Raw genomic sequence first — 20,934 nt, 5'->3', positions numbered from 1 at the left:
CCTTCGGCTCGACCTTGCGCTCAAGCCTGCGTTCCTGCACGCCCCCGCAGCCCCGCCTGCGCGCCGTGACCCAGGCCGCGCTCACGCTGTGCAGCCTGGCCCTGCCCGGCCTGCTGCAGGCCCAGGGCACGACACCCGCCGAGGCCCAGTCTGAAAAAGCACTGCCGTCCATCACCATCCAGGCCCGGCCAGAGGCAGAAACTGCCACCACCCCGGTGACCGGCTTCGTGGCCCGGCAAAGCGCCAGCGCCACCAAGACCGACACCCCAGTGCTGGAGACGCCCCAGGCCATCTCGGTGGTCACACGCGACCAGATCGAGGCCCAGGGCGCCACCACCCTGCGCCAGACCACGGCCTACAGCGCGGGCATCGTGTCGAGCTATTTCGACAGCCGCGTCGACAGCTTCAAGGCCCGCGGCGGCGATGTGACCCAGTACCTGGATGGCCTGCTGCGCAGCTACGGCACCTACAACACCACCCGCCCCGACCCCTACACCCTGGAGCGCGTGGAGCTGCTGCGCGGCCCCAGCTCGGTGCTCTATGGCCAGGGCCAGATCGGTGGGGTGCTCAACCTCAGCTCCAAGCGCCCGCAGGCCGAAACCCAGCGCGAAATCCAGCTGCAGCTGGGCTCCTACCAGCGGCGCCAGATCGCGGCCGACCTGACCGGACCGCTGGATGCCGAGGGCCAGTGGCTGTACCGCCTGATCCTGGTCGGGCGCGACAGCGGCACCCAGGTCGACCATGTGGCCGACGACCGCACCGTGGTCGCCCCCACGCTGACCTGGCGCCCCAACGCCGACACCTCGCTCACCGTGCAGGGCCTGTACCAGCGCGACCAGAGCGGCTCGCTGATCGGCTTCTTCCCCTGGCAGGGCACCTTGCGGCCCAGCGCCTACGGCCAGATCCCCACCAACACCTTCATCGGTGAACCCGGCTGGGACGCCTACAACACCCGCCAGAGCTCGCTGGGCTACCTGTTCAGCCACCGCCTCAATGAACACTGGACCCTGCGCCAGAACCTGCGTGCCACCGAAAGCGAGGTCGACTACCGCACCGCCTACACCAGCTTCACGGCCAACGCGGCCACCGGACGCCCGGCCCGCCCCGTCTTCAACGCCGACAACCGGACCCTGGCCCGCGATCTGGTGCAGCAGCTCAACACCGGGCGCATGGTGCTGCTCGACAACCAGGCCGAGCGCAGCTGGCAAAGCGGCGCCGTGAGCCACCGCCTGCTGCTGGGCCTGGATCTGCAGCGCAACCAGACCGGCCAGTGGACCGGCAGCGGCAAGGCAGGCGACATCGACGTGTACCAGCCGGTCTACGGCAACTACACGCCCCCGGCCCGACTCACGCGCCAGCCTTCGGTGACGCAGCGCCAGCTCGGTCTGTACACCCAGGACCAGATCGCCTGGGAGCGTTGGCGCCTGACCCTGGGCTTGCGCCACGACAGCGCCCAGACCGACACCGAGGGCCGCCCGGCCGCCGCCATCGACGACAAGGCCTGGAGCAAGCGTGCCGGCCTGAGCTACCTGGCCGACGGCGGCTGGGCCCCCTACCTGAGCTATTCGGAGTCCTTCCTGCCCCTGGGCGGGGTGAATGCGTATGGCAGCGCCTACAAGCCCCAGCGCGGCAAGCAATGGGAGGCGGGGGTGAAGTGGCAGCCGCCGGGGCGCGGCATCACGGCCTATGCCGCGGTGTACGACCTGCGTGACACCAACCGCAAGACCAGCGACCCGGCCAACCCGCTCAACAGCCTGCAGATCGGCGAGGCCCGGGTGCGCGGGGCCGAACTGGAGGTGACGGCCAGCCTGAACCGGCACTGGGACTGGACCGGCAGCTACGCCTGGACCGATGCCCGCGTGAGCCGCAGCACCGGGGCCGACCAGGGCAAGCGCCTGTCCGGCGTGCCCCAGCACAGCGCCGCGCTGTGGCTGATGCACCGCTTTGCCGGCCAGGGCCGCGGCGGCCTGTCGGCCGGCATGGGGCTGCGCTACCTGGGCGAGTCGTGGGATGGCACCGACAGCCTGCGCACGCCGTCCAGCACCTTGCTGGATGCGATGGTGGCCTACGACCAGGGCCACTGGCGCCTGGCCCTGAACGCCGTGAACCTGGCCGACAAGGTGCAGATCACCACCTGCCTGACCCGCGGCGACTGCTTCTATGGCCAGCGCCGCACGGTGGTGGCCACCGCGACCTACCGGTTCTGAAGCCGGGCAACGGCCTCGAGGCGCGGGCCGCCGAGGGCCGCGGCTGCGCCGGGGCCGTCGCCCCAGCCCCCGCCCAGGGCGCGCACCAGGGCCACCGTGGCCACGGCCTGGCCGGTGCGCACCTGCAGCTCGGCCCGGCGGTTGCGCAGCTCGGCCCGGCGCGCGTCCAGCAGCTCGATCTGGCTCACAAAGCCATGCCGGTAGCGCGATTCGGACAAGGCCGTGGCGCGCCGGGCGGCCGCCACCGCGCGGGCCTGGGCCTCGGCCTGGGCGGCCAGCAGGTTCAGGTTGCTGAGCTGGTCTTCGACCTCGCCAAAGGCATTCAGCACCTGGCCGCGGTAGGCTGCCAGGGCGGCGTCCAGCCGGGCCTGGGCGCCCTGCACCGCGGCCTCGCGCCGGCCGCCATCGAACAGGGGCAGCGACAGCAGGGCCCCGGCACTCCAGGCCCGGGCCGACCACTTGAACAGATCACCCAGCTCGGGGGAGGCCTGGCCGGCACTGCCGGTCAGGGTGACGGCGGGGAACCAGGCCGTCTGGGCCACGCCCAGGCGCGCCTGGGCCGCCAGCACCGAGGCCTGGGCAGCCGCCACGTCGGGGCGGCGCGCCAGCACCGTGCCCGGCACCCCGGGCGGCACCACCGGGATGCTGGCCAGCGGCCCGGCCGCGGGCAGATGGAAGCCGGTGGCCACCTCGCCCACCAGCACCGCCAGGGCGTGGGTCAGCAAGGCCTGCTGACGCTGCAGGGCCAGGGCTTCCGATTCGGTGGCGGCCACCTCGGAGCGGGCCCGGGCCAGGTCCAGCTCGGCCACGTCGCCGGCCCGCTCGCGCCGGGTGGTGAGGGCCAGCATGTCGCGCAAGGCCTGCAGGCTCTCGTCGACCAGCACCTGCTCGGCCTGCACCGAGCGCAGTTGCAGGTAGGTCTGGGCCACATCGGCCTGCACCAGCAGGCGGGTGCTCTGCAGCAGGGCGGCCTGGGCGCGGGCGTCCTGGCCGGCCGCCTGGCTGGCCTGGCGCAAGCGCCCCATCACATCCAGCTCGTACGAAGCCCCCAGGCCCAGGCTGGCCGTGGTGCTGGGCTGCTCGCCCGTCAGGGTGCCGCGCCCGGCCTGGCGGTTCAGGCCGGCATTGACGCCCACCTGGGGCGCCCGGGCGGCCTCGGCCGTGCCCAGCAGGGCCCGGGCCTCGGCCAGGCGGGCCGACGCCTCTTGCAGCCGGGTGTTGGCCAGGTCGGCGCGCTGCACCAGGTCGGTCAGCACCGGGTCCATGAAGTCCAGCCACCAGGCGCCCCGGGGCTGGGCCTCGGCGCCGGGGGCCACGGTCCAGCGGGCACCCCCTTCGCCCAAGCCGGCAGGCTGGGTCTGGCTGAAGGTGGCGGGCAGCTGGGGCAAGGTCTGCTCAGGGCTGGGCAGGGCCGTGCTGGCACAGCCGGCCAGCCACAGGGCCGCCCACAGGGGGGTCAGGACACGCAAGGTCCCGGGCAAGGTCAAAGAGGTCATGCGATGCTTCTTTCAATCATGGTCTTGGCGGGGGGCGGCCAGCACGGGGCGGCCCTGGGCACCGGAGGCGGCCGGGGCCAGATCGGCCGGGCCCACCGGCGCGACATGGCTGCCGTGCTGGATCAGCGGCCGGTTGCCGGTCAGGCGCCGCAGCAGCACGTAGAACACCGGGGTCAGGAACAGGCCGAAGGCGGTCACGCCGATCATCCCGGCGAACACGGCCACGCCCATGGCGCGGCGCATCTCGGCGCCGGCCCCGGTGGACAGCACCAGGGGCAGCACGCCCATCACAAAGGCCAGCGAGGTCATCAGGATGGGGCGCAGGCGCAGCCGGCTGGCTTCGATGGCGGCCTGCAGCGGGCTGCGGCCGGCGAACTCGAGCTCACGCGCAAATTCGACGATCAGGATCGCGTTCTTGGCCGACAGCCCCACCAGCACCATCAGCCCGATCTGGGTGAAGACGTTGTTGTCGCCGCGTGACAGCCACACCCCGGTCATGGCGGCCAGCAGGCCCATGGGCACGATCAGGATGATGGCCAGCGGCAGCGTCAGGCTTTCGTACTGTGCGGCCAGCACCAGGAACACCAGCAGGATGGCCAGCGGGAACACCCACACCGCCGAGTTGCCGGCCAGGATCTCCTGGTAGGTGAGCTCGGTCCATTCGTAGCTGAAGCCCGGCGGCAGGGTCTCGGCCGCGATGCGGGCCACCGCCGCCTGGGCCTGGCCGCTGGAGTAGCCGGGCGCAGGCCCGCCATTGATGTCGGCCGACAGGTAGCCGTTGTAGCGCATGGCACGTTCGGGCCCGAAGCTGGGCTCGATCTTCAGCAGGGCCGACAGGGGCACCATCTCGCCGCTGCTGGAGCGCACCTTGAGCAGGCCCACGTCTTCGGCCCGGGCGCGGTAGGGCGCGTCGGCCTGCACGCGCACGCTGTAGGTGCGGCCAAAGCGGTTGAAGTCGTTGGCGTACAGGCTGCCCAGGTAGATCTGCAGGGTGTCGAACACCTCGGTCACCGGCACGCCCAGCTGGCGCGCCCGGGTGCGGTCGATGTCGGCATAGAGCTGGGGCACGTTGACCTGGAAGCTGGTGAACAGGCCGGCCAGCTCGGGCGTCTGGTAGGCCCGCGTCATGAAGGCCTTCACCGCGCCGTCCAGCGCGGCATAGCCTTGCGAGCCCCGGTCTTCGATCTGCAGCTTGAAGCCCCCCGTGGTGCCCAGGCCGGCCACCGGCGGCGGCGGGAACATGGCGATGAAGGCGTCCTGCAGGCCGGCGTACTTCTGGTTGAGCTGGCCGGCGATGGCGCCCGCGCTCAGGCTGGGGTCGCGCCGCTCTTCAAAGGGCTTGAGGGTGGCGAACACGATGCCCGAGTTGGAGCTGTTGGTGAAGCCGTTGATGGACAGGCCCGGAAAGGCCACCGCGTGCTCCACGCCCGGCTGGGCCAGGGCGATCTCGCTCATGCGTCGGATCACCTGCTCGGTGCGATCCAGCGTGGCGCCATCGGGCAACTGGGCAAAGCCGATCAGGTACTGCTTGTCCTGCGCCGGCACAAAACCGCCGGGCACGCTCTTGAACAGGCCCAGCGTGAGCAGGCCCAGCACCAGGTACAGGCCCATCATGGCGCCCTTGCGGGCGATCACGCGGGTGACGCCACCGCTGTAGGCTGCCGCACCGCGCCCGAACAGGCGGTTGAAGCCGGCAAAGAAGCGGCCCAGCACCCGGTCCATGCCGCGGGTGAGCGCATCCTTGGGCGCGTCATGCCCCTTGAGCAGCAAGGCGGCCAGGGCCGGCGACAGGGTGAGCGAGTTGACGGCCGAGATGATGGTCGAGATGGCGATGGTCAGCGCGAACTGGCGGTAGAACTGCCCGGTCAGGCCGCTGATGAAGGCCAGCGGCACGAACACCGCACACAGCACCAGGGCGATGGCGATGATGGGCCCCGAGACCTCGCGCATGGCGCGGTAGGTGGCCTCGCGCGGCGACAGGCCGGCTTCGATGTTGCGCTCCACGTTCTCCACCACCACGATGGCGTCGTCCACCACGATGCCGATGGCCAGCACCAGGCCGAACAGGCTCAGTGCGTTGACCGAGAAGCCCGACAGCTGCATCACCGCAAAGGTGCCCACCACCGACACCGGCACCGCCAGCAGCGGGATGATGGAGGCGCGCCAGGTCTGCAGGAACAGGATCACCACCAGCACCACCAGGGCCACGGCCTCAAGCAGGGTGTGTACCACCGAGTCGATGGAGGCGCGCACGAACTGGGTGGGGTCGTAGACGATCTGGTAGTCCATGCCATCGGGCATGGCCTTCTTGAGATCGGCCATGGCGGCGTGCACATCGTCCGAGATCTGGATCGCGTTCGAGCCCGGCGCGGCAAAGATGGGCACGGCCACCGCGTCCTTGTTGTCGAGCAGCGAGCGCAGCGCGTACGAGGCGGCGCCCAGCTCCAGCCGGGCCACATCGCGCAGCCGGGTGACGGCGCCGTCGCTGCCGGTCTTGACGATGATGTCGCCGAACTCTTCCTCGCTTTGCAGGCGGCCCTGGGCGTTGATGGAGAGTTGCAGGTCCGCCCCGGGCAGGCCGGGCGAGGCGCCGACCACACCGGCCGCGGCCTGCACGTTCTGCTCGCGGATGGCGCGCACCACGTCGTTGGCCGACAGGCCGCGCTGGGCCACTTTCTGCGGGTCCAGCCAGACGCGCATCGAGTAGTCGCCCGAGCCGAACAGCTGCACCTCGCCCACGCCCTTGACGCGGGCCAGCCGGTCTTTCACGTTGAGCACCGCGTAGTTGCGCAGGTAGGTCATGTCGTAGCGGCCGCCCGGCGACAGCAGGTGCACCACCAGGGTCAGGTCGGGCGAGCTCTTGACGGTGGCCAGGCCCAGGCGGCGCACCTCTTCGGGCAGGCGCGCCTCGGCCTGGGCCACGCGGTTCTGCACCAGCTGCTGGGCCTTGTCGGGGTCGGTGCCCAGGCGGAAGGTGACGGTCAGCGTGAGCAGGCCGTCGGTGGTGGCCTGGCTGCCCATGTAGAGCATGCCTTCGACACCGTTGATGGCCTCCTCCAGCGGGGTGGCCACGGTCTCGGCGATCACCTTGGGGTTGGCGCCGGGGTAGTTGGCGCGCACCACCACCTGGGGCGGCACCACCTCGGGGTATTCGGACACCGGCAGCACGCGCAGGGCCAGCAGGCCGGCGATCAGCATCAGCACCGACAACACGCCCGCAAAGATGGGGCGGTCAATGAAGAATTTGGACAGGTTCATGGGTTCGATCTCGTGTCGGGGCGCTCGCGCCTCAGGCGGCAGGGGCCGCTGGGGTGGCGGAGGCCGCCGCCTCCGGCTTCATGGGCACGGTCTGCGGGCTGACCAGGGCACCGGGGCGGATGTGCTGCAGGCCGTTGACGACCACCTGCTCGCCGGCCTTGAGGCCGCTCTTGACCACGCGCAGGCCGTCGACCGGCGCGCCCAGCGTCACCTCGCGGTACTCGGCCTTGTGGTCGGGGCCCACCACCAGCACGAACTTCTTGTTCTGGTCGGTGCCCACGGCGCGCTCATGCACCAGCAGGGCCGGCCGGGTCTGGGCCTGGCCCATGCGCAGGCGGGCGAACTGGCCCGGCATCAGGCGGCCGTCGGGGTTGTCGAACACGGCGCGCACGCGCACCGTGCCGCTGCGCACGTCGACCTGGTTGTCCACCAGCTGCAGGTGGCCGCTGTACGGGGTGCTGCCCCCCTCGGCCGTGCCCATCTGCACGGGGATGCGCTCGATGCGGGCGCGGGCGCTCTGGCCGCTGCCCAGGCCTTGCAGCGCCTGCGCGATCAGTTGCTCATCGGCCTCGAAACTCGCGTAGATCGGGTTCACCGAGACCAGGGTGGTCAGCACCGGGGCGCCGGCGCCAGCGGCCACCAGGTTGCCGGCCGTGACTTCGATGCGCCCGATGCGCCCGCTGATGGGCGCACGCACCTGGGCGTAACCCAGGTTCAGGCGGGCGCTTTGCAGCGCGGCCTGGGCGGCACGCAGGTTGGCATCGGCCTCGCGCTGGGCGTTCTGGCGCTCGTCCAACTCACGCTGGGCGATGGCGCGCTCCTCCCACAGGCGGGTGGCGCGCTCCAGCTCGCTCTGGCTGTAGGCCACGCGGGCCTGGGCCGCCGCCACCTGGGCCTGGGCCCGGTCCACCTCGGCGGCAAAGGGCGCTGGGTCCAGGCTGAACAGCAGATCACCGGCCTGCACCAGCGAGCCTTCGCGGAAGTTCACGGTCTGCACGGCGCCGGCCACGCGGGGGCGCAGGTCCACGCGCTGCACGGCCTCCAGCCGGCCCGAGAACTCGTCCCACAAGGCGATGGGCTGCTCGGCCACCGTGGCCACCGAGACCGGGGTGGCCGCGGGGGCCTGCTCGGTCGGGGCATCGGCATGCGAGCTGGGCAGGCCCAGGAAGGCCGCGCCCGTGGTGGCCAGCACGGCCAAGGCGACGGCCGACAGCCACAGCGGTCGACGCGAGACTGGGTTGGAGGCCTTGGTTGAGTCCTTGGTTGGGGCGGGGTCAGCCTGGGCGGTGGGTGTGGATTCAGGGGTCGGGTTCATGGCAGGTCCTCCAAGACAAAAAGGCGTGACGCAGCCCACCCCGCCGGGCCACACGGGCCCGCAGGCAGCACTGCAAGATGGAAAAACAAGAAAAATCGGGCGAGCAACGCCCGAATCACCGGCCGGGGCCGGTGATCAGCAATAAAAAGTCAGGGCCGGGAGGGCCGCGTTGAATGACGGGCTAGGAAGGCACCGGGTGACAGGTGTCCTCGAAAAAGCGCTGGAACTGCGCCTGCACCGCGCCGGCACAGGGGCAGGCCTGGGCCTGGGCGGCCAGCAGGGCGTCGGGCCAGTGCTGCGCGGCGCTCAGCACCTCGCCGCGGGCCTGCAGACCGGCGGCCTGCAAGCGGGTGACATAGGCCATGGCCTCGTCGCGCATGGGGTCGTCCGGGCCCACCAGCACCAGGGTGGGGGGCAGGCCTTGCAAGCGCATCGAGCCCGCCGGCACCGCATAGGGGTGCTCGGCATCGCGCGGGCTGCGCAGGTAGCTGAGCCAGCCTTCCACCCACTTGCAGCAGGTGGCGCTGCCGGTGGCCTGGCGCAGCGAGGGCGTGCCCACGCAGGGGTCGAGCATGGGCGACAGCAGGATCTGCCCGGCCAGCGGCGGGTGGGCCTGGTCGCGCGCCATCAGGCTCACGGCGGCGGCCACGTTGCCGCCGGCCTCTTCACCGGCCAGATAGACCAGCGCGCCGGTACCGGCCATGCGGGTGCGCTGGCGGAACACCCACTTGAGCACCTCGTAGCCGGCCTCGGCCGCATTGGGGAAGGGGTGCTGCGGCGCCAGCGGGTAGGCCACCGAGACCACCACCGCGCCAGCGCTCAGCAGCAGCTGGGCCACGGTGCAGCCGTTGTCCAGATCGCCCGACACAAAGGCGCCGCCGTGGAAGTGCACCACCAGAGGCTTGGCCTCGCCCGGCGTCTTGCGGCCGTACACCCGCACCGCCACGCTCTTGCCGCCGGGCAGGTCGACCTGGCTGTCGACCCCGGGGTGGAGCGGTGGCGTGCCTGCGGCAGTGCAGGACGAATCGGTTTCAGGGGTGCTGGGCATGGTGGACAAGGCTCGCAACAAGATGGGATGGTGCGACTTTAGTGGCAGATGCCGACGCCATAAACACCTTGTTCGCCACAGCAGTGTTTCCAAACGCCCAACAATACCGACCGGCCGTCATGTGAGAATTTGAGCCAGACCCAACCGGGCACAACAACAGGAGAGCCCATGGACCAGATCCAGGCCATGCGCATATTCACCCGCGTGGTGGAAGCCGGCACCTTCACGCGCGCGGCCGATTCACTGAACCTGCCCAAGGCCACGGTGACCAAGCACATCCAGGCCCTGGAGGCCCGGCTGCGGGTGCAACTGCTCAACCGCACCACCCGCCGCGTCACGGTGACGGCCGACGGCGCGGCCTACTACGAGCGCACCGTGCGCCTGCTGGCCGAGCTGGACGACATCGAGGCCAGCATGAGCCAGGCCCGCGCCAACCCGCGCGGGCGCCTGCGTGTGGACGTGGGCAGCACGATTGCGCGGCTGCTGATCATCCCGAACCTGGCGCGCTTCCAGGAGCGCTACCCCGACATCCAGCTCGACCTGGGCGTGAGTGACCGCATCGTGGACATGATCTCGGACAACGTGGACTGCGTGATCCGGGGTGGCAACCTGATCGAGCAGTCGCTGGTGGCGCGGCGCATCGGCAACCTCGAGTTCATCACCGTGGCCGCGCCCAGCTACCTGCAGCGCCGCCGCGTGCCCGCGCACCCGCTGGACATCGAGCGCGAGCACACCATCGTGACCTATTTCGGGGCCCACACCAACCGCCAGTACCCGCTGGAATTCCACCAGGGCGAAGAGGTGATCGAGATCCCCGGCCCCTACCGCATCAGCGTGAACGAATCGAACGCCTACACCGAGGCCCTGCTGCAGGGCCTGGGCATCGGGCAGATCACCACCTTCCAGGCCCAGCCCTACCTGGCCAGCGGCGCCTTGCAGCGCCTGCTGCCCGAATGGGGGCACCCGCTGCTGCCGGTGTTTGTGGTTTACCCGCCCAACCGGCACCTGAGCGCCAAGGTGCGCGCCTTTGTCGACTGGGCCGCCGAACTGTTTGCCAACCAGCCTCTGTTGCAGGGCAGCCCCCTGCCCGCCTGAACCCAAGCCGCCCCATGAACACCAGCCTGTGCGCCCGCCCCGCCCCTGTCGAAGCAGCCCCTTATGCCGATTCGCCCCAGTGGCGCGGCGGCAAGTTCCGCAACGCGGCACCACGCCATGCCCTGGGCACCCTCAAGACCCTGGCCGTGATGTGGCGCTTTCTGTTCGGCAAGCCAGCCAACACGGTGCCGGCGCGGCCCATCCCGGTGCAGGCGCTGAGCCGGGCCGAGCTGCTGGCCGCGCCCGACATGAGCCTGTGGCGGCTGGGCCACTCCACGATGCTGATGAAGCTGGGCCAGCAGTTCTGGCTGACCGACCCGGTGTTTGCCGAGCGCGCCTCGCCCTTCGCCTTCATGGGCCCCAAGCGCTTTCACGCGCCGCCGCTGCGCATCGAAGACCTGCCCGAGATCACCGGCGTGCTGCTGTCGCACGACCACTACGACCACCTGGACCGGGCCGCCATCGCGCAGCTGGCCCCCAAGGTGGCGCACTTTGTGACGCCGCTGGGCGTGGGCGATCGGCTGATCGCCTGGGGCGTGCCCGCGGCCAAGGTGCAACAGCTGGACTGGTGGCAGGAAGCCCAGGTGCAGGGCCTGCGCCTGGTGGCCACGCCGGCCCAGCATTTCTCGGGCCGCAGCCTGAAGGATGGCAACAGCACGCTGTGGGCCTCGTGGGTGCTGATCCAGGACGATCTGCGGGTGTTCTTCAGCGGCGACACCGGGTATTTCAAGGGCTTCAAGACCATCGGCGAGCGCTTCGGCCCCTTCGACATCAGTCTGATGGAGACCGGTGCCTACAACGCCGACTGGCCCGATGTGCACATGCAGCCCGAACAAAGCCTGCAGGCCCACCTGGATGTGCGGGCGCGGCACCTGATGCCCATCCACAACGGCACCTTCGACCTGGCCCTGCACCCCTGGCACGAGCCGTTTGACCGCATCGCCGGCCTGGCCCGCCAGGCCGGCGTGCCCCTGGTGGCGCCGCAGATGGGCGAGCGCCTGGACCTGCGCGCACCGGCCCTGTCGCAGGGCTGGTGGACGGCGGTGGAGTGAACTCAGGCTGTTGCGGCCGCGGGCAAGACCCGCACAGCCAGTTCACTCATAGTGCGACCACATGCGAAGCACCTTGACCACGCCCTGCGCCTGCAACACCTCGTAGACCAGACGGTGCTGGATGTTGATGCGACGCGAGTAGGCCCCGGTCAGATCGCCGACCAGCTTCTCATAGGGCGGCGGATTCTGAAACGGGTTCTCACGCAGGATGGCCAGCAGTTCCTGGGCCTTGGCTTTGAGGCCGCTGGCCAGCAGCTTTTGAGCGTCTTTTTGCGCATGCCGGGTGTAGACCAGCTGCCAGCTCACCAGTCCAGCTCCTGGGCGCAGGACTCGACCGGGGTGGCCATGCCCTCCCGAATCGACTCACGCATGCCGGGCACCGACAGCAGGTAGAGCGTCTCCTGAATGGCCTGCCAATCCTCCGCCGACACCAGCACAGCGTCGTGGCGCTTGCCGGAGATGGTGATGGGCTGGTGCGACTCGGCCGCCTGGTCCATGAGGCGGTACAGATTGGCGCGTGCTTCGCTGGCGGTGAGTGTGACCATGATGAACTCCTGTGTCAAAAGCGTACGTCAAAAGGTACGCCAGGTCAAACAGAGCCCCGGGGCCAAGACCCGGAGCCCACCTCAGCGCCTCAACGCTTGAGCGCAGTCTCGCGGATGGCGCTCAGGGTGCTGCGTGTGGTGATGACCTCGGGGCTGAGCGGGATCTCGATCACGGTGCCGCGCTCAGCGGCCAGGGCGCGCAGCAGGGCGGCTTCGAAGTCTTCGGTGCGGGTGACCTGCTCGGCCGCGTAGCCATAGGCGCGGGCCAGGGCACAGAAGTCGGGGTTGGCCAGGGCCGAGCCGCTGACGTGGCTGGGGTATTCGCGCTCCTGGTGCATGCGGATGGTGCCGTACATGCCGTTGTTGAGCAGCACGATGAGGCTCTTGCCGCCGTGCTGGGCCGCGGTGGCGAGCTCTTGCCCGTTCATGAGGAAGTCGCCGTCGCCCGCGATGGTGAAGGCCACCCGCCCGGTGAGCAGGTTGGCCGCGATGCCGGCCGGCACGCCGTAGCCCATGGCGCCCACCGTGGGGGCCAGCTGGGTCTTGTGCCCGCGGGCCAGGCCGAAGTGGCGGAAGTAGCGGTGCACCCAGCTGGCAAAGTTGCCCGCGCCATTGGTGAGCACCGCATCGGCTGGCAGGTGCTTTTGCAGCAGGGCCACCACGGCCGGCATGTCGATCACGCCGGGCTGCGCCATGTCCAGGCCCGGCAGGGCCTGGGGCTGCAGATTGGCCTGGTAGTCGGCATGGGCGGCGGCGGCCCAATCGGCCCAGGGCAGGCTGACCGGCGCGCTGAGCACCTCCAGGCTGCGCGCGGCGGCGTTCATGCTGGCATGGATGACCAGGTCGGCCTGGTAGACGCGGTTGAGCTCTTCGGCGCTGGCATGGATGTGCACCAGCTTCTGACGCGGGCGCGGGGCCTCGAGCAGGGTGTAGCCGCTGGTGGTCATCTCGCCCAGGCGCGGGCCGATGGCGATCACCAGATCGGCCTCACGGATGCGTGCGGCCAGGCGGGGGTTGATGCCGATGCCCACATCGCCCGCGTACAGCGGGTGGTGGTTGTCGAAGGTGTCTTGAAAGCGGAAGGCATTGCCCACGGGCAGTTGCCAGTTCTCGGCAAAGCGCTGCAGGGCCTGGGCGGCCTGCGGGGTCCAGCCGCCGCCACCGGCGATCACGAAGGGGCGTTGGGCCTGCATCAGCAGGGCACGCAGGTCGCGCAGCGAACCCGGGTCGCTCCAGGCCTGCACCGGCTCCACCCGCGGCAGGGGCGTGGCGCTCACGGTCTGGGTCAGCATGTCTTCGGGCAGCACCAGCACCACCGGGCCGGGGCGGCCGTTCATGGCGGTGGCAAAGGCGCGGGCGATGTACTCGGGGATGCGGCGCGCGTCATCGATGCGCTCGACCCGCTTGGCCATGCCCTTGGTGCTGGGGCCGAAGAAGCTCTGGAAGTCGATCTCCTGGAAGGCCTCGCGGTCGCGGAAATCGCTGCCCACATCGCCCACCAGCAAGACCATGGGGGTGGAATCCTGGAACGCAGTGTGCACGCCAATCGACGCGTTGGTGGCACCGGGCCCGCGCGTGACCAGGCAGACCCCAGGGCGCCCGGTCAGCTTGCCGGCGGCCTCGGCCATGAAGGCGGCACCGCCCTCCTGGCGGCAGGTGATGAAACGGATGTGTTCGCGGTAGCGGTGAAAGCCGTCCAATACCGCCAGGTAGCTTTCGCCGGGCACGCCGAAGGCAGTGTCCACGCCTTGGGCGATCAGGCATTCAACCAACAAGTGTCCTGCGATCTGCTGCTCTGCCATGGGGTGTCTTCTCGGGTGAAATGGAGATCAATGGGGGAGCCCTGATCGTAATGGCTTCCCTGCCCTGATGGCTTGCCGGGATTCAGCTCGGCTGAGCCCGTTTGCTCAGGGCGCGTCGTCGACCGCGCGATCCAGGGCCCGCAGGTGATCGCGGGAGATGTCGGCCGGCGAGCGGCAACCGCACAGGGCCAGGGCCATCTCGAACTCATCGCGCAACAGGCGCAGCACATGGGCCGCCCCCATGGCGCCCTGGGCCGCCAGGCCCCACAGGCAGGGCCGGCCGATCAACACGGCCTGGGCGCCCAGGGCCAGGGCCTTGAACACATCGGTGCCACGCCGGATGCCGCCGTCCACCAGCAAGGCGGCGTCGCCCTGCAGCGCATCGGCCAGCTCGGGCAGGCATTCGGCCGTGGCCGGCTGGGTGTCGAGCACGCGGCCGCCATGGTTGCTGAGCACCACGCCCGCCACGTTCAGGCGGGCGGCCTGGCGCGCGTCCAGGGGGTGGGTGATGCCCTTGAGCAGCAGGGGCAGCTGGGTGCGCGCCTGCAGCCAGGCAAGGTCGTCCCAGCGCAGCGCCTGCTCGACGGTGCCGCCGCACAGGCCCTCCGGCGCCGATGGGGCCGCCCGCCAATGCGGCGTGACCAGGGCCGCGGACGGCTGGGCGCCCAGACGGCGCACCCGGTCGCGGCTGCCCTGCACCGGCGCATCGACGCTGAGCACCAGGGCCTCGTAGCCGGCGCGCTCAGCCTCGGCCATCAACTCCAGCAAATGGCCGCGGTCGGTGCCGTTGGCCAGTTGCATCCACAGCGGGCCGCGCACGGCCTCGGCCCGCATCAAGGGGGCGACCTGCTGCAGCGCTGTGGTGCTGTGCTGGCTGAGCACAAAGCCGCATTGCTGGCTGCTGGCCGCCAGGGCCATGGCCCGCTCGCCATCGGGGTGGGCCCAACACTGGTAGGCCATGGGGGCCACGATCAGGGGGGTGGGCAGCTCGCGGCCCAGCAGGTGCACACGGGTGTGGCCTTCACGCAGGTCCTGCAGAACCCGGGGCCGCAGGCCCCAGCGGGCCCAGGCGGCCACGTTGCGGCGCTGGGTCCACTCGTCGCCCGCGCCGCCATCGAAATAGGCCCAGGCCTCGGGCGTGAGGCGCTCCTGGGCCCGCTGGGCGTAATCCGGCAAGGTGGCGGGCAAGCCCTTCAGGTCTGCGCCCATTGCCGCAACAGGTTGTGGTAGACGCCGGTCAGGGCCGTGGTCTCGGGGGTTTCGCCCAGCTGGGCGCGCAGCTTGAGCAGGTTCATGTCGAGGTCGAACAGGATGCGGCGCTGCTCATCGCTGCGCACCATGCTCTCGATCCAGAGAAAGCTGGCCACCCGGTGGCCGCGGGTGACGGGGGTGACCTGGTGCACGCTGGTGCCGGGGTACAGCACCGCATCGCCCGCCGCCAGTTTGACGCCACGGCTGCCATAGGTGTCCTGCACCAGCAGCTCGCCACCGTCGTAATCGGCCGGGTCGCTGAGGAAGACGGTGCAGGAGACATCGGTGCGAACCCACTCCTGCGAGGCCTTGGAGTGCAGCACCGCCCCATCCACATGGGGGCCGTAGAAATTGCTGCCGCCACCGTAGCGGTTGAACAGCGGGTTGAAGATCTTGCGCGGCAGGGCTGCCGAGAAGAACAGCGGATCGCGCCGCAGGGCCCCGAGGATCAGGGCCTGCAGGGTGCGGGAGGCTTCGCTGTCCTGCGCCAGCTGCTCATTGTTCTTCTGTGTCAGGGCCTGGACGCCCGCGCTGCTGCGCCCATCGATCCATGGCGCGTCGTCCCCGAGCAGGGCACGGGCGATGCCGAGTTCTTCCGCGCTCAGCAGGTTCTTGAGTTGCAGCAGCATGGGCTCCCCAGGTCAGAACAGGGCCTTGACGCTCAGCTCGATGCGACGCGGCGCGCCGGGCACGTAAAAGCCTCGGTAGAGCTGGTCAGCATACAGCTTGTTGGTCAGGTTGCTCACGTTCAGACGCAGCAGGGTGTTGCTGGTCAGGTTGTGTTCGACCATGGCATCGACGGTGGTGAAGGCCTGGGCGACGACGTTGCGGTTCTGGTCAGGATTCTGGGCACCCCGGTAGTTCAGACCGCCACCGACACGCCAGCCCGGCAGCACGCGGTAGGTGCTCCAGAGGGTGGCACTGTGCTTGGGTGTGAGGGCCGGACGATCGCCCTGGCGCTGGGCAGCGCTGGTGGAGGCCACGCTGCTGACGTCGATGGTGGCCGAGGGGATCCAGGTGTGGTTGTAGAACACCTCCCAGGCCGGGGTCAGGCGACCGGCGAAGTTGAACTCCATGCCGGTGGCATGGCGCTTGCCCGAGAGCAGGTACTGATTGGCTACCGTGTCGACGTCGGTGTTGCGCTCGTTGTACTTCTCGCTGCGGAACAGCGCCACACCGAACAAGCCCTTCTTGTCGAAGACATCGTACTTGGCGCCCAGTTCGAAATTGCGGCTCTTTTCCGGCGGGGTGTTGAGCAGGGTGGCGTTGGTGCCCGACAGGCTCAGGTTGACCGTGCCGTACTGGTAGGTGTCACCCGAGGTGTTGTACGAGGTGCCGTACGAGGCGTAGTAGGACGAGGTGTCATTGGGTTGCCAGATGGCCCCCAGGCGCGGGCTCCAGAGGTTGTTGTCCATGCTGAAGCTGTTGCCGCTGGTGTCGCCGTACTTGCCCATGAAGCGGTCGTAGCGCAGGCCGCCGACCAGCTTGATCTGTTCGGTCAGGCTCATGACGTCCTGGCCGTAGAAGCCCAGCGAGCGGGCACGGAAGGGCGCCATGGCGACCGCGCGGGTGTCCTGCACGAAGGCGCCGTTGTCGGGATTTCCCACCGTGGTGGTGGGGGGTGTGGCCAGACCGGCCGTGGCATTGTTGTTCTGCAGCGCACGCTGGTCGTAGTAGTCGACCCCGCCCACCAGGCTGTGCTTGAAGCCGCCCCAGTTGGCGTTGCCGGTGTACTCGCTTTGCACCTGCAGCATGTTGGAGTCGTTGCGACGCGCCTTGAAGCGGCGGTTGAGCACCGTGCTGCCGCTGAGGCTGGACGCGGTGGTCACGCTGCCCCAGCTGATGTTGCTGGCCAGCAGATCACGCGAGTAGTGGCCGTAACGCAGCGTGGTCTTGATCTCGGCATCGCCATCGAGTCGGCGCTTGTGGGTGACCGTACCGTAGTTGGACTCGGTGCGCAGGTAGTCGCTGGCCAGCCCGTAGTAGGCGGTGGCGTCGAGCACGGGGGTGATGGTGCCGGTGCTGTTGTTGCTGGCGGTGGTGCTGCCGTTGTTGATCAGCCAGGGGTGGTTGTACATCGGGCGCCCCTCGGTGCGCAGGTGGTACATGCCGATCGAGTACTCGTCGCGCTCGCCGATGCCCCAGCGGTAGGTGGGGGCCACGCCCTCCTTCTTGACCGTTGCGCCCCAGTTGTCGGCCTGGTGACGCATGATGTTCACCCGGAAGGCCGACGACTCGCCGGTCTGACGGTTGATGTCCGCCGAGACGCGGGCCGAGCGGCCGTTGCCCACGGTGCCGTTGATCTCGCTCTGGTCCATCAGGAAAGGCTGCTTGTTGACCTGGTTGACCACCCCGCCGGTCGAGCCTTTGCCGAACAGCATGGAGGCCGAGCCCTTGAGCACCTCGACCCGGTCGAGGTTGAAGGTGTCGTGCTGGACCATGGCGTTGTCGTGCAGGCCATCGACATAGATGTCGCCGGCCTGCTGGAGCGAGAAGCCCCGGATGCGCACATCTTCTTCGCCCGTTTCGCCAGCCTGGAAGGTCACGCCCGAGACCGACTTGAGCACTTCGCGCAGGTCATCGTAGTTGCGGTCATCCATGTAGTGCTCGGTCATCACCGTCACGGTCTGGGGAATGTCGCGGATGTCCTGGTTGCCCTTGGCGATGCCGGTCTGCTTGACGAGCAGGCTCTCCTTGGCAATGGTCGGGCCCTCCTTGGTGTCCTTGACGGTCACGGTGCTGAGGGACTTCTCCTCGCTCTGCGCCATCGCCTGCTGGGCCGTGCCCAGGGAGCCGGCCAACATGAGCGCGGCCAGCGGCAGCACTTTGCCAGGGGCGGGCGCGGCCTGGCGCGCCACACTTTGCTGATTTCGGGACATCTTTTTGCGTTGCATGAAAACTCCAGTGTGTGGGTGGGCCCTGGGGCAGAAGCCCGGGCCGTTGGCTGACGCCCCGCACCGCGCAGTACAGGTCGCTGGCTGAGTTGAAAAATGGCGTGGCTTGCCCGCTGGGCACGACCACCACCCAGGGAAAACGGTCAGCGGTAGCCGACGCGGTCCAGCATCTGCTGCACCTTGGTCTGGTTCTGGCCGGCTGCGCTCACGGGGATGACTTCGCTCTTGAAGCTGCCGCCACCCGCCATCGATTTGAGGGCGGCGTTGTCGAACTGCACACCCTTGGCCACCGGCCACTCGTTGTTGCCGTTGGCGAAATGCTTTTGCGCTTCGGGGCTGGCCAGGTACTCGAGGAACTTGACGGCGTTGGCCTGGTTCTTCGAGTAGCGGGCGACGGCACCGCCGGCCACATTGACGTGCGTGCCCCAGCTGGACTGGTTGGGGAACACCACCCCCACCTTCTCCACCACGGCCCGGTCTTCGGGGTTGCTGGAGCGCATCAGACGGGCGTAGTAATAGCTGTTGGAAAGGGCCACACCGCATTCACCACTGGCCACGGCGCGGATCTGGTCCGTGTCACCGCCCTGGGGCGAACGGGCCATGTTGTTGACCAGGCCTTGCAGCCAGGTCTCGGTGGCCGCCGGGCCGATGTGCTCGATCATCGAACCGAACAGACTCACGTTGTAGGGCGACGAACCGGTGGTGGTGCAGAGCCTGCCCTTGAACTGGGGATCGGCGAGCTTGTCGTAGGTGTCGAAATCGGATTTGCGGTACTTGAGCTTGTTGAAGACGATGACGCGGGCACGGGTCGAAAAACCGAACCAGGCGATGCCGCCGTCGGCCTTGGGCTGGGCGTGGAACTGTGCAGGAATGGCTTCTTCGAGGGTCTTGGAGCGGATCGGCTGGAACAGGCCATCGTTTTCGGCACGCCACAGGCGGGCCGCATCCACCAGCAGGATCACATCGGCCGGCGAGGCGCTGCCTTCGGCCTTGAGGCGGCTGAGGATGCCGGCGTCATCGGAATCGACCCGGTTGATCTTGATACCGGTGGCCTTGGTGAAGGCGCTGTAGAGCGCATCGTCGCTCTGGTAATGGCGCGCCGAGTAGAGGTTGACAGCGCCCTCGTCCGCCTGGGCGGACAGCCACGGGGCCGCCAGGGCCAATAAGAAGATCGGAAGGATGCGTCGCATGCGTCAGGGCCTCGCCAAGGTCAGCTCGTGATGGTTCGATTCAGGTGAAGGATTTGCTCTTCCTTGGCAACTCAATGCAAAGGGAAGTCAAATGCTATCACGAACAAGAATGATTCTCATAAAGATCTGAACACCCGATGAACGAGGTGTTGCGCGAGACTAACGACGGCGCAGGGTGCGGCTCAGCAGGATCACCGGCACCAGGCCCACCAGCACCAGGGCCAGGGCCGGCAAGGCCGCCTCGCCCAGGCGCTCGTCACGCGCCAGCTGATGGGTGATCACGGCCAGGGTGTCGGTGTTGAAAGGCCGCAACACCAGGGTCGCAGGCAGCTCCTTCATGACATCCACCATCACCAGCAGGATGGCGGCCATCATGGGCTGGCGCAGCAGCGGCATGTGCACACGCCTGAGCAGGCCCCAGCCGGCCACCCCGAGCATGCGGGCGCTGTCATCGAGGTGGACCGGCACCCGGCTGTAGCCGCTTTGCACCGATTGCAGCGCCACCGCCACAAAACGCACCAGGTAGGCCCAGATCAGCCCCAGGAAGGTGGTGGTCAGCCAAGACCCCACGGACGCTTGCGGCCAGTGCGACTGAACCCAGCCCACAGGCAGCAGCAGCCCGACCACGATCACGGCGCCGGGCACGGCATAGCCCAGGCCGATCAGATAGGACAGCGAGCGCATCTGGGTGCCCGGGTACAGGCGCGACTGGGCCGACAGCCACAGGGCCAACAGGCTGGCCAGCACGGCCGTGCCCAGGCCCAGCGCCAGGCTGTCGAAAGCCCAGCGACCGAAACGCGCCCAGGGCAAGGCCACCTCCCCGGCGGCGTGCAGGGCCCGCAGCATGAAGCCCACCGGCAGCACAAAACCCAGCAGCACCGGCAGCGCACACAGAGCGATCGCCAGCGCGGCACGCCAGCCGCCCAGCCTCAGCGAAGCCGAAGCTGCGGATGCCCGGTCCAGCCGCTGGCTGGCAAAACGCAGGCGCGCCTGAGAGCGCTGCTCCAGCGTCAGCAGCAGCGCCACGATCAGCAACAGCACCGTGGCCAACTGTGCTGCCGCAATATGGTCTTCCATGACCAGCCAGGCCTTGTAGATGCCGGCGGTGAAGGTCTGGATCCCGAAATAGCTGGAGACGCCGTAGTCGGCCAAGGTCTCCATCAGTGCCAGGGCAGCGCCTGCCGCCATGGCCGGGCGGGCCATGGGCAAGGCCACGCGGAACACGCGCCGCCCCAGCGAGGCCCCCAGCAGGCGGGCCGCCTCCATCAGCAACTGGGCCCGCTGCGCCAGCGCCGTGCGCACCAGCAGGTAGACATAGGGGTACAAGGCGAGGATGAAGACGCCGATCGCGCCCCCCACGCTGCGGATGTTGGGCAGCAGGCGACCCTCCAGGCCCCAGGCCGCACGCATCCAGGTCTGCAAGGGCCCGCTGAACTGCAGGAAGTCGGTGTAGGCATAGGCCAGCACATAGGCCGGCATGGCCAGGGGCAACAACAGGGCCCATTCAAAGGTGCGACGCCCCGGGAAATCGAACAGGCTCACCAGCACTGCACACAGCGTGCCCAGCAGAACCACCCCGATGCCCACGCCCAGGGACAGCGCCACGGTGGTGCCGGCATAGCGCGGCAGCACCGTGTCCAGCATGTTGCGCAGCAGCTCGCTGGAGCCTTCGTTCCATTGCAGCCAGGCCCCGATCACCACCAGCACCGGCAAGGCCAGCAACAGGGCAATTCCCCAGAGAACGGCACGCGAGAAGAAGCCCGGACGAAAAATCATGCGGC

The 20,934-nt window shown here is 69.1% G+C and carries 15 protein-coding genes; 3 read left to right on the top strand and 12 right to left on the bottom strand.

The features are described 5' to 3' along the window. Window positions 1-65 precede the first annotated feature (65 nt). On the top strand, window positions 66-2,207 hold the full coding sequence (locus L880_RS0111480) for a TonB-dependent siderophore receptor (protein ID WP_027475799.1): 2,142 nt from the start codon (window positions 66-68) through the stop codon (window positions 2,205-2,207). On the opposite strand, the gene L880_RS32255 is transcribed toward L880_RS0111480, so the two are convergent. From L880_RS32255 to L880_RS0111460, 4 genes are all read right to left on the bottom strand, one after another. Continuing rightward, window positions 2,195-3,703, bottom strand: a complete 1,509-nt coding sequence (locus L880_RS32255; RefSeq protein ID WP_043329260.1) for an efflux transporter outer membrane subunit — start codon at window positions 3,701-3,703, stop codon at window positions 2,195-2,197. The genes L880_RS0111480 and L880_RS32255 overlap by 13 nt on opposite strands. A 12-nt stretch (window positions 3,704-3,715) precedes the next feature. Further along, window positions 3,716-6,961 (bottom strand): efflux RND transporter permease subunit, encoded by a 3,246-nt coding sequence (locus tag L880_RS0111470; protein WP_027475798.1) that lies wholly within the window; start codon window positions 6,959-6,961, stop codon window positions 3,716-3,718. 31 nt (window positions 6,962-6,992) lie between these two features. Then, the gene (locus L880_RS0111465; protein ID WP_027475797.1) at window positions 6,993-8,276 is read right to left on the bottom strand and encodes an efflux RND transporter periplasmic adaptor subunit; all 1,284 of its coding nucleotides are present in this window, start codon (window positions 8,274-8,276) and stop codon (window positions 6,993-6,995) included. Window positions 8,277-8,457: 181 nt separating this feature from the next. Next, window positions 8,458-9,324 carry an alpha/beta hydrolase gene (locus tag L880_RS0111460; protein ID WP_027475796.1) on the bottom strand — a complete coding sequence of 289 codons (867 nt, stop codon included), beginning with the start codon at window positions 9,322-9,324 and terminating at the stop codon, window positions 8,458-8,460. Window positions 9,325-9,492: 168 nt separating this feature from the next. Between L880_RS0111460 and L880_RS0111455 the strand changes: the two genes are divergently transcribed. Continuing rightward, a complete protein-coding gene (locus L880_RS0111455; RefSeq protein ID WP_027475795.1) occupies window positions 9,493-10,419 on the top strand; it encodes a LysR family transcriptional regulator in 927 nt (308 codons plus the stop codon). A 14-nt stretch (window positions 10,420-10,433) separates the two neighbouring features. Beyond that, a complete protein-coding gene (locus L880_RS0111450) occupies window positions 10,434-11,471 on the top strand; it encodes an MBL fold metallo-hydrolase (RefSeq protein WP_027475794.1) in 1,038 nt (345 codons plus the stop codon). A 42-nt stretch (window positions 11,472-11,513) separates the two neighbouring features. On the opposite strand, the gene L880_RS0111445 is transcribed toward L880_RS0111450, so the two are convergent. The 8 genes from L880_RS0111445 to L880_RS0111410 all read right to left on the bottom strand — a co-directional run bounded on the left by L880_RS0111445 (window position 11,514) and on the right by L880_RS0111410 (window position 20,929). After that, a complete protein-coding gene (locus tag L880_RS0111445) occupies window positions 11,514-11,777 on the bottom strand; it encodes a Txe/YoeB family addiction module toxin (protein ID WP_027475793.1) in 264 nt (87 codons plus the stop codon). Beyond that, complete coding sequence (locus L880_RS0111440) at window positions 11,774-12,016, bottom strand: type II toxin-antitoxin system Phd/YefM family antitoxin (protein ID WP_027475792.1); 243 nt, start codon at window positions 12,014-12,016, stop codon at window positions 11,774-11,776. Before L880_RS0111440 ends, L880_RS0111445 begins: the two co-directional genes overlap by 4 nt. A gap of 89 nt (window positions 12,017-12,105) precedes the next feature. Next, window positions 12,106-13,818 carry a thiamine pyrophosphate-binding protein gene (locus tag L880_RS0111435; protein WP_027475791.1) on the bottom strand — a complete coding sequence of 571 codons (1,713 nt, stop codon included), beginning with the start codon at window positions 13,816-13,818 and terminating at the stop codon, window positions 12,106-12,108. A 105-nt stretch (window positions 13,819-13,923) separates the two neighbouring features. Then, a complete protein-coding gene (locus L880_RS0111430) occupies window positions 13,924-15,027 on the bottom strand; it encodes an alpha-hydroxy acid oxidase (protein ID WP_027475790.1) in 1,104 nt (367 codons plus the stop codon). Then, window positions 15,012-15,698 carry a Fe2+-dependent dioxygenase gene (locus L880_RS0111425; RefSeq protein WP_027475789.1) on the bottom strand — a complete coding sequence of 229 codons (687 nt, stop codon included), beginning with the start codon at window positions 15,696-15,698 and terminating at the stop codon, window positions 15,012-15,014. Before L880_RS0111425 ends, L880_RS0111430 begins: the two co-directional genes overlap by 16 nt. Window positions 15,699-15,710: 12 nt before the next feature. Then, window positions 15,711-17,963 (bottom strand): TonB-dependent receptor, encoded by a 2,253-nt coding sequence (locus L880_RS0111420; RefSeq protein ID WP_027475788.1) that lies wholly within the window; start codon window positions 17,961-17,963, stop codon window positions 15,711-15,713. A gap of 143 nt (window positions 17,964-18,106) precedes the next feature. Next, the gene (locus L880_RS0111415) at window positions 18,107-19,153 is read right to left on the bottom strand and encodes a Fe(3+) ABC transporter substrate-binding protein (protein WP_027475787.1); all 1,047 of its coding nucleotides are present in this window, start codon (window positions 19,151-19,153) and stop codon (window positions 18,107-18,109) included. 159 nt (window positions 19,154-19,312) lie between these two features. Beyond that, on the bottom strand, window positions 19,313-20,929 hold the full coding sequence (locus L880_RS0111410) for an ABC transporter permease (RefSeq protein WP_027475786.1): 1,617 nt from the start codon (window positions 20,927-20,929) through the stop codon (window positions 19,313-19,315). Window positions 20,930-20,934 lie beyond the last annotated feature (5 nt).

The sequence above is a fragment of the Curvibacter gracilis ATCC BAA-807 genome, assembly GCF_000518645.1.
Lineage (GTDB): Bacteria > Pseudomonadota > Gammaproteobacteria > Burkholderiales > Burkholderiaceae_C > Curvibacter > Curvibacter gracilis.
The sequence above is the reverse complement of the archived record's forward strand: the minus strand, read 5'-3'. Positions and strand labels throughout refer to the sequence as shown.